This is a genomic window from Nonomuraea roseola, from assembly GCF_039535395.1.
Classification (GTDB): domain Bacteria; phylum Actinomycetota; class Actinomycetes; order Streptosporangiales; family Streptosporangiaceae; genus Nonomuraea; species Nonomuraea roseola.
Map to the genome: position 1 here is coordinate 1,566,245 of NZ_BAAAXC010000015.1, position 12,447 is coordinate 1,578,691.

Sequence of the window (12,447 nt, forward strand, 5' to 3'; positions counted from 1 at the left end):
TCCTACTCAGGTCTTCGGTGCTTACCGGTTGATGAGGTTCTGGACGAAGCTCGCGGCCTCGTGTTCGTCGTCGACGGCCTTGTAGACCTTCGCGTTGGCGCCCATCGTCTCGGCCACGCCCCGCAGGTCGGTGACAACACGGAGCATGTTGTCGTCCCACCCGAGCATGGCGCGGGCGAAGGACTTGGCCGCCGGGCCTCCCCAGTCCAGGTACTGCGCCGTCTGCTGGACGGCCGTACGCAGGCCCTCGGCCTGTTCAGCCGCGTGCACCACTCGAAGCATGGCTTCCTTGAGCTGGTCCGGGCTTGCCTGGAAGAAGTTGATTTCAGCCATCGGTACCTCCTGCGCCATGTGGCTCGCTGCATGAGCAGCGCCACCCCCGTCACGGCCCATGCGCCGCCTAGTGGGAGCGATCACCGCATCCAACATCAAAGGGCACACAGACCCCTTCTGGCAACATAACTAACAAGCATGTACATCACAGATCAATAACGCCAGGACGACGCGGAGGGAAACCCGCAGGTAGTTGAATTGGCAATGGTTGACCTGCCCTGTCGATTTCATGTCAACGGAAAGGGTGATTTCCCCCGCACCAGTCCCACATGCCCCTGTTTGAGCTACTGTTGCGGATCACTGAGAGCCCTGGGAAACGGAGGCCGGGTGAGCGAACAGCGGAGCATGGACAGCCTCCTCAACTGGGGGCTGACATCCGATTCGGGTCGCCTGCATGACATCGACGACGCGTCACGCGGCGGGGGCGGCTTCGTACCCTTCCCCACCCAGGCGGCGGGCGAACCGGCGTTCGCGTCTGCGTCCGACTCCGCCGGAGTCGACGGTCCGCGGGACGGCGGGCCGGCCGACACCGCGTTCACCGGACCGACCTCGGGCACCGGATCGACGGAGGTCACTGCGGACGGCGACGGATCCGCGGGCTCCGGACCGGACGAGACCCGGCTCTCGTCCGTCGATCCCGAGAGCTCAGCCGAACCCGGCGACACCGAGCCGGGATTCGTCGCGCCCGAGGCAGCTGAGGGGGATCCCGGGTGGGAGGCGCCCGACGCCGGAAAGGAGTCCGACCCGCCGTCCGGCGAGGGCGTGAACGGGGAGGACAACCCTGACATCGCCGAACTCGCCGAGGGCAGCGGCGACGCCGACCCCGCCGACCTGGAGGGCGGTCTGCGTGACATCGACGACCCGCAGACCGGCCAGGACAGTCCGAACGACGGTCAGGGCAACGACCAGGGCGAGGCTGGGGACGGCAACGGGCAGAACGGCGGCGACCAGAGCGGGCAGGGCGACGGCGGCTCGGACCAGCAGCCGGGCGAGGTGCCGGGCCAGAACGGAGACGGCAGCTCACCGCCTCCAGCCGACGACTCCGGCAACGGCAACGGCAACGGCAAGGACCCCGAAGGCAAGGATCCGGACGGCAAGGACCCCGACGGCAAAGACCCGGACGGCAAAGACCCGGACGGCAAAGACCCGGACGGCAAAGACCCCGAAGGCAAAGACCCGGACGGCAAAGACCCCGAAGGCAAGGACCCCGAGGGCAAGGACCCGGACGGCAAAGACCCCGACGGCAAAGACCCCGACGGCAAAGACCCCGACGGCAAAGACCCCGAAGGCAAAGACCCCGAAGGCAAGGACCCCGATGCGACGACACCCCCTGACGGGTCAGGTGACGGGTCTGGAACCCCCGGAGGCGACTCGCCCCCCGGCGGTGACGGCACGACCCCCGAGGTTCCCACCGGTGGCGGCGGCCTGCCGACGGGCGGTGGCGGCTCCCCCACGGGCGGAGGCGGTTCGCCCACGGGCGGTGGCGGTTCGCCCGGTGGCGGCAGCGGCCTCCCGACCGGCGGCGGCTCCGGCAACGGGAGCGGGGACCAGAACAAGGGCGATGGCAAGGGCGACGGCGGCAAGAGTGACGGCAAGACCAAGGACATCGCCAAGAGCGCCGTCAAGTCCGCGGCTTCCATCGTCGTCAATGAGGTCGCGCCCGCGATACGCGACGCGTTGAAGGCGGTGGACGAGAACCACGTGGGCCCCACGGTCTTCGGCGTCTCGGGCGTGCCGATGACGCTCGGCCACAACAGCGCCCGCGACGCGGCCTCCTCCTACCTGAAGGAGGGCAAGGCCCTTCTCGACCGCTGGGACACCGCGCTGAAGACCACCGTGGAGGTCTGGGACGCCGCTGACGACGCGAGCACGTACAAGGGAGGGGCCAGCAAATGATCGGTTTGTCCATGTACGCCGTGGGTGTGGCCACCAGCACCAAGGCCGCCGTCGTGATGATCGGCAGAACGCCCTTCCTCATCCCGCTGGCCCTGGCCACGCTGACCTGCAGCCCGGAAGCGCAGGGCGAGCTAGGCGACAAGTGGGACGAAGCGGCCCAGCACCTGACCACGGCCATTGCGGCGCTGAAGAGAGCAGAAGAGCGTCCGGCGCCCGAGGGGTGGACCTCGGAGGACGCGGAGGCTTTCAAGAAGAGCTGCGCGGATCTCCGCGCCGATGTGGAGACGGATCTACGGATCAAGCAGAGCGCGGGTGATGTGTGCCGGAACACGCAGACCCTCGCGTGGGCCGGGGCCACCATGGCGCTCACTGTGGGGCTGACGATGATGAAGCTGGCCGCCGCGGTGGTGGCGACAAGGCTGGCGGCAGGGCTCATCGGGCCGCATACCCTGGCGATGCACCAGCTCCTCACCGAGACGGCCTCACGCAAGGTGCTGAGCGTAGTCGTGAAAGCGCTCGCGAGTAACAAGATCACCGCAGGCGCCGCCGCCGGGATCTTCCTGCTGGGCGCCAGTTGGAACCTGGTCCAGGGAGTCGGTCTCTCGGGCAAGGTGACCAACCCCGAGGGCGGTAAGCCGACCTTCCAGCAGGCGAAGGCCAACTGGGAGGAGAACGCGGGCAAGGTGGCGGCGGCGGCGCAGGAGAAGGCCGCGAAGGAGCAGGCGGGGAGCACGGGGCAGGCGGGGAGCACAGGGCAGGCCTGAGCCCTCACCGGCATGCCGACGAAGGTCGCCGACTGTCATGGCGACGAGCACGAGCCTGACGCCGGGCGTCAGGCTCGTGCCGTGTCCGCCGGCAGGCCCAGGGCCAACCGGCGGACGGAGGCTCAGAGGTCGAGGCGACGGCGGATCTTGTCGAGCTCGCCCATCACGTCCTCGAAGGTCCTGTTGTAGGCAGCCTCGGCGTTCTTCACCTGCTCGAGCGCGGCCTCGGGGTCGTTGACGAACTTCATCGGGTTGTCCTCCTCCCCGAACACGTCCCCCATCGTCTCGTTGACCTGTCGCTGCAGGTCGGCGGCGGCGTCCTGGACGACGGCCTTGACCTTCTCGGCCAGTTCCCCCGAGCTCAGCCGCATGGCCTTGGGGTGCAGCTCGAGCTCGCTCAGCCCCCCGCTCGAGTAGGCGGCGCTGACCAGGCCGTCCTCGTCCTGGGCGCGCCCCACGAGTGCGGCCATGGTCGCCTGCATCTCCTCGACGCGGGCGAACTGCTCGTCCGCGGTCTTGAGAAGCTTGTCGATATCGAGATTCGCGAAGTCCCCGAACTCCTGCACCAGCTACTCCGTCCTGGAGGGGCAAACGACCAGCAACGTAGCGGGTTGTCGGTTTACTCCGCAATCACGGCAGTTCGGGAAGCTCCTTCTTCGGCCCCACCCACTGGAAGCTCTCGCTGCCGGGCGGCAACCGGTCGGACCTGTCGGCCTTGTGGTAGGACGGCAGGCCCGCGGTCTTGATGGCCGCGTTCTTGAAGTCGATCTTCAGCGCCCCGGTGGGCGTCACGTACTGGAGCTGGTGCCACTTCTTCGCCTCGTTCGCCATCTTGGTGCCGGAGAAGCTCAGGAACGTCGAGAGCAGGCCGAGCGTCCCCGCCGTGGTTCCCAGGGCCAGCTTGCCGAGCATCGCCTCCTGGAGCACCGCCAGCACGCGTGTGTGCGGCATGAGCTTGGCCAGCTTGATCACCGTGAGCGTGGCCAGCACGGCCATCGCCAGGGTGCCCATCGCGATCCAGTACGCCCTGGTGATGCTGCCGATCTCGTCCACGGCGCCGGCGATGACGGTGAAGGAGCGGCGCAACTTGCCGATCTCCCTGGACAGCAGGCCCACAGCCACCTCGAACGCCTCCTGGTCGAGCGCCTTCCACACCTCCCTCGACTCGTCGCGGACGTTGGGCAGGCCCATCTTCACGCCGTCGTCGAGGGGCGCGGCCAGTCCGATGTCCCAGTTGGTCGCGGCCTGCGCGATGCCCGGCGCGTTCACGACCGCCACGGCGGCGAGAGTGGAGGTGGCCACGAGGAACATCGACATGCGCGCCGCCGCGCGCAACGCGCCGAGAGCGGGGGGCGGACCTCCGGAGGGCGCGGGAGGCGCGACGTTCATCATGGGGGCTCTGGCCCCGGACACCGGCCTGAGCGTCCTGGCGTAGCGGTCGGGGGTGGGCATGGGCCTGTTGGGCGGTGCGGGACTGCTCTGGGACGACTTCAGCACATCGAGCCAGACGCGGTGCGGGTCGGACGAGGTGACCATGGTCGCCGCCCTACTGGTACTTGACCATGTTGGCATCCTCGGCCAGCCGCCAGTTGTGGGCGCAGGTCCTCAGGGCGTCCTGCCAGCCGCGCGCGCACTCGTCACCGTCGTGCAGGAAGGCCTGAGCCATCTGCTGCACCTCCCGGTAGGTGTCACCGAGCAGGGCCTCACCGAGGACGCCGAAGCCGGGACCGGCGATCTCGGTGGCCTGGAAGAGCGCGTCGCGTGGCAGGGTGAACATGGGGCGGACCTCCTCGCCCACGCGCCAGGCGAGGTGGTCGATCCCTTTGGACACCACATGTCGATCTTGTGCCATGGAAGCACCCTAAATCTGACAAATAGCAAGATCGCGGGAGTTCTTGGATGCTTCACCGATCCGACCCGGATCATTCCTTCGCGGTTAACTGTGGCCTCCTTGAGTGCATGGTGGATCACCAGCCCGAAAGGAGACCCAGGCGATGTCCTTCTTCGACCCTGCCAACTTCGAGCGCATGGCCCGAGAGAGTGAGGAGTCGGTACGCAGGCTCGAGGAGATGTCGCAGGAGATCACCTCGGTCACGGGCACGGGCGAGAGCCGTAGCGGGCTGGTCGTCGCCAGGACCGACCACGGTGGCATGCTCGACTCGGTCAGGCTCGACCCTCGCGCGATGCGCATGGGCAGCGAGGAACTGGCCGAGGAACTCGTCGAGGCCGTGCGCGCGGCCCAGCAGGACGCCCAGCGCCAGGGCGAGGAGCTCCTCTCCCATGCGCTGAGCGGCGAGGCGACCCGCGAGCCGTTCGACCTCGCAGCGCTCCAGCGCCGGTTGCAGGACATCCACGACACGTTCGGCCAGTCTGTCGACCGCGCCTACAGCACGGTCGACAGACTGAGCAGGAGGGACGACTGGTAGCCGGGCTCAGCCCGACAGGCCGCGCACCCACGCGTACACGTCGAGCACGCCCAGCGCGAGCGGGAACAGCGCGGCGATGAACACCAGGTCGACGATGTCGCCGGCGCGGCCCCAGAACGGCGAGGGCTTGCCCGTGGGCAGCCAGATGCCCAGGCCCGCAGCGCCCAGCGCCACCCACAGCAGCGCCACGCCCACGGCGACGGCCGCGATGTCGCCCATGCCTACCGCCAGCGACAGCGCCAGAGCGGCCAGCGCGGCCAGACTGACCACCAGCAGCCAGATCCGCTGACCGAGCGCGTGGAAGACCCTGGCCCTCATGATCAGTGTCAGCGAGAGCACCACGAGCATGATCCGGGCGGTCAGGCCGCCCTCCAGCACCAGCAGCAGCTGCGCGCCGGCCACCACCAGGCAGACCCCCGCGATCAGGCCCGTCACGTAGGACTGCGCCTTGACCGTGCGCTCCTTGACCTCGGCCGCGTCCAGACGCTGGTTGTCGGTGCGCAGTTCGTCAGCCGTGGTCGGCATGGAGGGCAGGGGCAGCTTCGCGATCCTGAAGGCGAGCGTGGGGATCAACGGGGTGAAGGCCAGCAGCACGGTGGCCGTCATCGCGGCGACGCCGGCCCCCGAGATTCCCCAGATCATGACGATCGCCGCGCCTATCGACCCGGCCATCGAGGCGATCGCCGTACCGAGAAAGCCCGCCACCCCGTCGGAGGTCAGCGTGCCGCCGAACGTGGCCACCAGCGCCGTGCAGGCGAAGGCGGCCAGCAGGTGGGGCGCGCCGAAGCCGCCTCCCGGCGCCAGCAGACCCGCGAGGAAGCCGTACGGCAGCGCCGCCCACCCGATGGCCGCGCCCACCGACGAGTCGCCGACCGCCCTCGACATGATCGCGCCGGTCACCACGAGCAGCAGGGCCAGCACGCCCGCCACGATCGCCCTGATCGTCCACGGCGGGCCCGCCAGGTACAGCGCCAGCGCGCCCATGACCAGCAGCGCGCACGCCGACGTGGTGCCCGCCAGCCGCGTGTGGTCGGACGTCCACTTGCCCGAGCTGCCCTTGACGCCGCCGGCGACCACGTCGGCCACGTCGTCGTAGAGCGCGGGAGGCAGCGCCACTTCGCGCGGCCTGAGATAGAGCACCTCCCCGTCGAGCACGCCCAGCGCGCCGAGACTCTTGCCGAGGTCGAACGGCGCACCGCCGAGCCGTTGCAGCACCCAGCCAGGTCCCGACGCGGCCTCGCCGCCCACCTCGTCCATCGCGCGCAGCAGACTCGGCAGGACGTGCGGCAGCGGGATGTCCGCGGGCAACGCCAGGTCGGCTCTCTTCCGTGGTCCCACGACAGTGACGTGGCACAGCGCCGGGATCGGAGCGGGGACCTGTGCCAGAGCGCCCTGCTGCATCGGGCCTTGAAGGGGTGGTCCCTGAGCAAGCGACTTCACAGAAGGAAACATATCGGGCAAGCGGAAAGACCCGCATTGATGGTAAGAAATTACCGCGTGAGCATCGTGATTGTGCGACGGCCCGAGCGCCGTCCCAGCCCCAAGCCACCTCGTGGCGAGGTCCTGCTCGAATCCCCGCCTGAGATCCCCGAAGTCCAAGGCCAGGGCTTCATGGGAGTGCTGACCTTCCTGCCGATGGTCGCGGGAGGCGCGGCGATGGGCCTGATGTTCACCGCCGGCGGCAACTCCAACCCGCTGATGTACGTGGCCAGCGGACTGTTCGCCTTCTCGATGATGGGCATGACCCTCGGCCAGTTGGGCAGGCAGTCGGGCGAGCGCAAGCAGCGGCTCAACGGGCTGCGCCGCGACTACTTCCGCTACCTGGCGCAGGTGCGCAGGAAGGCGCGCAAGGCCGCCAAGCAGCAACGCGAGGCCCTGGAATGGAGCGGGCCATCCCCCGACTCGCTCTGGTGGATCGCGATGGGCTCGCGTCTGTGGGAGCGCCGGCCGCGCGACCCCGACTTCGGCACCGTACGGCTCGGCACCGGCGTGCAGAAACTGGCGATCCAGCTCATCCCGCCGGACTCCAAGCCCGTCGAGGACCTCGACGCGCTGACGGCCGGCGCGCTGCGCAGGTTCATCGGCGCCCACGCCACGGTCTCCGAGCTGCCCGTCTCCGTGGCGCTGGGCTCCTTCGCCCGCATCAAGCTGTCAGGCGACCGCCAAGCCGTGCGCGACCTGGTCAGAGCGATGATCGCGCAGATGGTCGTCTTCCACTCTCCGGACGACCTGCGCATCCTCGTCTGCGCGGGCAAGGAGTCGATGCCGCAGTGGGACTGGGTCAAGTGGCTTCCGCATGCCCTGCATCCCGAGCAGAACGACCTGGCCGGCCAGGTGCGGCTGATGTCCGAGAACCTCGGCGAGCTCGACCGGCTGGTCGGCACCGAGCTGAAGGAGCGGGCCAGGTTCAAGCCGGGCGCGCCCGCCGACGCGCTGCCGTACCACGTGGTGGTCGTGGACGGCGGCTACGTGCCGCATGACTCCCAGCTCGGCATGGACACCATCCAGGGCGTCACCGTGCTCGACCTGTCCGAGGCGGCGGGGCTGGTGGAGGAGAAGGCGATGCTGCGGCTGGACATCCAGCGCGACGGCTTCCACATGATCAAGCTGGACCACACCGGCAAGCCGACCAGCACCCGCCTCGGCGACCCCGACCGGCTGGACTACCTGATGACGGAGGGGCTGGCCAGGCAGCTGGCGCCGCTGCGGCTGTCCACCGCCTCCGGAGGCGGGGAGACGCAGGACGTGCTGTCGGTCAACACCACGCTGACGGACCTGCTCGGCGTCGGCGACCCGACCAACCTGGACACCGAGCAGACCTGGCGGCCTCGCGCGGGCCGCAACAGACTCAGGGTGCCGATCGGACTCGGTGCCGACGGGCGCATGGTCGAGCTCGACATCAAGGAGTCGGCGCAGGGCGGCATGGGCCCGCACGGCCTGGTCATCGGCGCCACCGGTTCGGGCAAGAGCGAGTTGCTGCGCACGCTGGTGCTCGGTCTCGCCGTGACGCACTCCTCGGAGATCCTCAACTTCGTGCTGGTCGACTTCAAGGGCGGCGCGACCTTCCTCGGCCTGGAGTCCCTGTCGCACGTCTCGGCCGTCATCACCAACCTCGAGGACGAGCTGCCGCTGGTCGACCGCATGCACGACGCGTTGCACGGCGAGATGGTCCGCCGCCAGGAGCTGCTGCGCTCAGCGGGCAACTTCGCGTCACTGCGTGACTACGAGCGGGCGAGGGAGCAAGGCGCGGACCTGGCCCCCATGCCCACGCTCTTCGTCGTGCTCGACGAGTTCAGCGAGCTCCTGTCGGCCAAGCCCGAGTTCATCGATCTGTTCGTGATGATCGGAAGGCTCGGCCGTTCGCTCGGCGTGCACCTGCTGCTCGCCTCCCAGCGCCTGGAAGAGGGACGGCTGCGCGGTCTGGACACGCACCTGTCCTACCGGATCGGCCTGCGCACGTTCTCCGCCATGGAGAGCCGGGTCGTCCTCGGCGTCGCCGACGCCTACGAGCTGCCGTCCGCGCCAGGCAACGGCTACCTGAAGTTCGACACCACCGGGATGACGCGGTTCAAGGCGGCCTATGTCTCGGGCCCCTACCAGCCCGATCCCTACAAGGCCGCCGCCACGAGCGGGGGCCTCGTCCGCGAGGTCGTGGAGTACGGCCCCGCCTTCGCCCCCATCCCCGTCGTGGAGAAGCCGGCCAAGGAACTGGCGCCGGTGGACGACAAGACTCCGCAGACCAGCCTGCTGGACATCATGGTGAACCGGCTGCGCGACCGTGGCCCCGCCGCGCACCGGATCTGGCTGCCGCCGCTCGGCCTGCCCCCCACGATGTCACAGCTGCTGCCGCCGCTCTCGGTCACGCCCGAGTTCGGTCTGACGACCACTGGCTGGCAGGGACGCGGCAAGCTGCACGCCGTCATCGGCATCATCGACAAGCCCTTCGAGCAGCGGCGCGACCCGTTCTGGCTGGACCTCTCCGGGGCTTCCGGCCATGTCGGCGTGGCAGGAGGCACCCAGAGCGGCAAGAGCACCGTGCTCAGGGCGCTCGTGGCCAGCATGGCTCTCACCCACACCCCTCGGGAGGTGCAGTTCTACTGCCTCGACTTCGGCGGCGGGTCACTGGCGGCTCTCGACGGGCTCCCGCACGTCGGCGGCGTGGCCAGCCGTCTGGACGGCGACCGCGTCCGCCGTACGGTCGCCGAAGTGGCAGGCATCCTGCAACAGCGTGAGCGCATGTTCAGTGAACAGGGCATCGACTCGATCGTCTCGTACCGCGCGCGACGGGCCAGCGGAGAGATCGAGGGCGACGGCTGGGGCGACATCTTCCTCGTCATCGACGGCTGGCTGACCATCAGGCAGGAGTTCGACACCCTCGAACCGACGATCACGGACCTGGCCGCGCGTGGACTCGGCTACGGCATCCACGTGGTGGCCTCCACCAACAAGTGGTCGGAGTTCAGGCCCGCCATCCGCGACCTGTTCGGCACCAGGATCGAGCTCAAGCTGGGTGACGCCTACGAGTCGGAGATCAACCGCAAGTCGGCGCTGGCCGTACCCGAGGGGTCGCCAGGACGTGGGCTCACCAAGGAGGGCCTGCACTTCCTCTCGGCGCTGCCCAGAATCGACAACGTCCAGAACGCCGAGGACGCGGCGGTGGGCCTGCGCGCGCTCATCCAGACGGTCAGGGAGGCCTGGCAGGGCCCGCACGCGCCCGGTGTGCGGCTGCTGCCGGCCGTGCTGCCGGCGGAGATGCTGCCAGGGGTCGAGGAGACCGGCAGGAAGATCATCCCGATCGGCATCGACGAGGCCACGCTCTCACCCGTGCTGCTCGACCTGGAGTCCGACCCGCACTTCATCGTCGTGGGCGACACCGAGAGCGGCAAGTCGAACCTGCTGCGCCTCATCGCCGAGGGCGTGGTGGCCAGGCAGACGCCGCGCGACGCCATGATGATCGTGATCGACTACCGCAGGTCGCTGCTCGACTCGGCGGCGACCGAGCACAGGATCGGCTACGCGGCCTCCAGCACCGCGGCCGCCGAACTGATCAACGATGCCCGTGCGGCGCTGATGAAGCGGCTGCCGCCGGCGGACCTGACGCCGGAGCAGCTCCGGTCGCGCAGCTGGTGGCAGGGGTCGGACCTCTACATCGTGGTCGACGACTACGACCTGGTCGCCACCTCGAGCAACCCGCTGCTGCCGCTGGCCGACCTACTTCCGCAGGCGCGCGACATCGGCCTGCACCTGATCATGTCGCGTCAGATGGGCGGCGTCGGCAGGGCGATGTTCGACCCGATCATCACCAAGATCAAGGACATGGCCAGCCCGGCGCTGGTCATGTCGGGAAACAAGGACGAAGGCTTCGTCTTCGGTAACATCCGCCCGCAGCCGTTGCCGGTGGGCCGCGGCTACTACGTCGACAGGAGGCTGGGCGCGAGACTGACACAGACCGCCTACCTGCCCTGACGGGTGGCTCGGCGGGCACGACCTCGACCAACGGCTTCGCCGAGCTCCTGTCACGGAACTATCGCGCCGCTATGCTCGATCATGTTCTGTTTCGTCCCTCTCGGGAGGCTCGGCCGGTGGCGGTTCTGGATGTCCACTTCAAAGCTCTGGACGACTGCGCGGACGCGGCGGCGGACGCGGCCAAGAGGCTCGTCCCCGCCGACATGCTTCTCGGCAAGACGCCCGCGCCCCCGAAGGACGTCGAGTCGTCCATCTTCGGCAGGCTCGACCACTCCCACGACCTCGCCTCGGACGTCCAGAAAATCTGGCGCGACATCCTGGGCACAGATCTTCAGGACGGCAGGGAACGGCTGAGAGGCGTCGAACGGGCGCTCGACAAGGTGCAGAGCAACATCCGGGAGGCGGATCGCCCATGAGCCTGCCCGGCGTGGAGGAACTCGACAAGCTGGTCTACAAGGTGACCTGCGATCCCAAGGCCATGCGCTCGATGGCCACGATGTGGCGGACGATCGCGGGTTCCGTCCAGGAGGAGAGCGCCAAGCTCGGCAGAGCCGTCATCGACGTGGGAAAGACCTGGCACGGCGGCTCGGCGGAGTCGTTCCAGAACTACATGCAGGGCTTCGGGAGGGCGGCCGAGGACCTCCATGACGCTCTGGGCGGCTGCGCCGTCGCACTGGACACGGCGGCAGACAGCATGGAGGCCGCCGAGAGCGAGGTCCGCCGGCTCCGCGAGGACCTCATCACGCGGGCGACCAAGTACCAGGCCGACTGGAGGAAACTGAACCCCGACCAGCCCGACGGAGCCGCCGACGAGCTGAAGAGGATGGGTGACAAGGCTGTCGCCGCCGCCAATCGCTCGGTCAAGAAGGCGAACTCCGCCGTCAACGACGCCAGGACTGCCCTCACCCTCGCACTGAAGGAGAGGAAGTCGACCTTCCACGACATCAAGAACCCCTTGGAGCGTGACTTCGTCCCCGGCAACGACCACAAGACCTCGTGGCTGCCCACGGACCTCAGCAAGCAGACGCAGCTGGCGGGTGGCACCACGAGCGGTGGCGGGGGCGGCGGGGGGAACGGCGCAGGCACCGTCGGCGGCGGTGGGGGCGGCGGTGGGGGCGGCGGCGGCGTCTCCAGCGGGGGCACCGTTCCCCAGCCCAAGGAGAAGATCGTCGAGTGGATCAAGACAGCGCTGCAGATCATCACGTCACCCGAGCAGGCCGCCGAGATGAAGAGGCGCGGCATCGACGTCAGCGATCTCGATCCGAACGACCCCAAGGACATCCAGCGCATCTGGACGATCATCTATCACGAGTCCGGCGGTAACCCCAGCGCGATCAACAACTGGGACATCAACGCCAAGAACGGCGTCCCGTCCCAGGGCCTCATGCAGACGATCCCGCCTACCTTCAACAGCCACAGCTTGCCCGGACACAAGCAGATCCTGGAGCCGGTGGACAACATCATGGCCGGCGTCCTCTACACCTACAAGCGCTACGGCGATCTGGCCCACCATCCCGGAATCGCCTCGCTGGAGCGCGGCGGTCCCTACCGGCCGTACTGAC

General features: G+C 68.7%; 11 protein-coding genes. 6 read left to right on the forward strand and 5 right to left on the reverse strand.

What is annotated here, in order from left to right; translation table 11 throughout:
- Nucleotides 1–21 precede the first annotated feature (21 nt).
- Nucleotides 22–333 carry a WXG100 family type VII secretion target gene (locus tag ABFX55_RS30335; protein ID WP_346126147.1) on the reverse strand — a complete coding sequence of 104 codons (312 nt, stop codon included), beginning with the start codon at nt 331–333 and terminating at the stop codon, nt 22–24.
- A gap of 345 nt (nt 334–678) precedes the next feature.
- Between ABFX55_RS30335 and ABFX55_RS30340 the strand changes: the two genes are divergently transcribed.
- Nucleotides 679–2,229, forward strand: a complete 1,551-nt coding sequence (locus ABFX55_RS30340; RefSeq protein WP_346126148.1) for a hypothetical protein — start codon at nt 679–681, stop codon at nt 2,227–2,229.
- The gene (locus ABFX55_RS30345) at nt 2,226–2,993 is read left to right on the forward strand and encodes a hypothetical protein (protein ID WP_346126149.1); all 768 of its coding nucleotides are present in this window, start codon (nt 2,226–2,228) and stop codon (nt 2,991–2,993) included. The genes ABFX55_RS30340 and ABFX55_RS30345 overlap by 4 nt, the downstream gene beginning before the upstream one ends.
- Nucleotides 2,994–3,115: 122 nt before the next feature.
- On the opposite strand, the gene ABFX55_RS30350 is transcribed toward ABFX55_RS30345, so the two are convergent.
- The 3 genes from ABFX55_RS30350 to ABFX55_RS30360 all read right to left on the reverse strand — a co-directional run bounded on the left by ABFX55_RS30350 (nt 3,116) and on the right by ABFX55_RS30360 (nt 4,827).
- Entirely contained in the window at nt 3,116–3,559 is a 444-nt protein-coding gene (locus ABFX55_RS30350) for a YbaB/EbfC family nucleoid-associated protein (protein WP_346126150.1), read from the reverse strand.
- A gap of 64 nt (nt 3,560–3,623) precedes the next feature.
- Nucleotides 3,624–4,529, reverse strand: a complete 906-nt coding sequence (locus tag ABFX55_RS30355; RefSeq protein WP_346126151.1) for a hypothetical protein — start codon at nt 4,527–4,529, stop codon at nt 3,624–3,626.
- Nucleotides 4,530–4,539: 10 nt separating this feature from the next.
- Nucleotides 4,540–4,827: a hypothetical protein gene (locus tag ABFX55_RS30360; protein ID WP_346126152.1), complete on the reverse strand. Its 288-nt coding sequence runs from the start codon at nt 4,825–4,827 to the stop codon at nt 4,540–4,542.
- Between the two features lie 160 nt (nt 4,828–4,987).
- Here ABFX55_RS30360 and ABFX55_RS30365 point away from each other — a divergent pair, with 160 nt between their 5' ends.
- Nucleotides 4,988–5,419, forward strand: coding sequence for a YbaB/EbfC family nucleoid-associated protein (locus tag ABFX55_RS30365; protein WP_346126153.1), 432 nt, complete (start codon nt 4,988–4,990; stop codon nt 5,417–5,419).
- Between the two features lie 6 nt (nt 5,420–5,425).
- Here the strand turns inward: ABFX55_RS30365 and eccD are convergent, their stop codons facing one another.
- Entirely contained in the window at nt 5,426–6,871 is a 1,446-nt protein-coding gene (eccD, locus tag ABFX55_RS30370; protein ID WP_346126154.1) for a type VII secretion integral membrane protein EccD, read from the reverse strand.
- A 45-nt stretch (nt 6,872–6,916) separates the two neighbouring features.
- Between eccD and eccCa the strand changes: the two genes are divergently transcribed.
- From eccCa to ABFX55_RS30385, 3 genes are all read left to right on the forward strand, one after another.
- The gene (eccCa, locus tag ABFX55_RS30375) at nt 6,917–10,885 is read left to right on the forward strand and encodes a type VII secretion protein EccCa (protein ID WP_346126155.1); all 3,969 of its coding nucleotides are present in this window, start codon (nt 6,917–6,919) and stop codon (nt 10,883–10,885) included.
- Between the two features lie 116 nt (nt 10,886–11,001).
- On the forward strand, nt 11,002–11,301 hold the full coding sequence (locus ABFX55_RS30380; protein WP_346126156.1) for a hypothetical protein: 300 nt from the start codon (nt 11,002–11,004) through the stop codon (nt 11,299–11,301).
- Complete coding sequence (locus tag ABFX55_RS30385; RefSeq protein WP_346126157.1) at nt 11,298–12,446, forward strand: WXG100 family type VII secretion target; 1,149 nt, start codon at nt 11,298–11,300, stop codon at nt 12,444–12,446. The genes ABFX55_RS30380 and ABFX55_RS30385 overlap by 4 nt, the downstream gene beginning before the upstream one ends.
- Nucleotide 12,447 lies beyond the last annotated feature (1 nt).

Excerpts from the sequence above, each read along its gene's own strand:
- ABFX55_RS30340 (WP_346126148.1), top strand. The coding sequence starts at position 679 with ATGGACAGCCTCCTCAACTGGGGGCTGACATCCGATTCGGGTCGCCTG.
- ABFX55_RS30355 (WP_346126151.1), bottom strand. The coding sequence starts at position 4,529 with ATGGTCACCTCGTCCGACCCGCACCGCGTCTGGCTCGATGTGCTGAAG.
- eccD (WP_346126154.1), bottom strand. The coding sequence starts at position 6,871 with ATGTTTCCTTCTGTGAAGTCGCTTGCTCAGGGACCACCCCTTCAAGGC.
- ABFX55_RS30335 (WP_346126147.1), bottom strand. The coding sequence starts at position 333 with ATGGCTGAAATCAACTTCTTCCAGGCAAGCCCGGACCAGCTCAAGGAA.
- ABFX55_RS30365 (WP_346126153.1), top strand. The coding sequence starts at position 4,988 with ATGTCCTTCTTCGACCCTGCCAACTTCGAGCGCATGGCCCGAGAGAGT.
- ABFX55_RS30385 (WP_346126157.1), top strand. The coding sequence starts at position 11,298 with ATGAGCCTGCCCGGCGTGGAGGAACTCGACAAGCTGGTCTACAAGGTG.
- ABFX55_RS30345 (WP_346126149.1), top strand. The coding sequence starts at position 2,226 with ATGATCGGTTTGTCCATGTACGCCGTGGGTGTGGCCACCAGCACCAAG.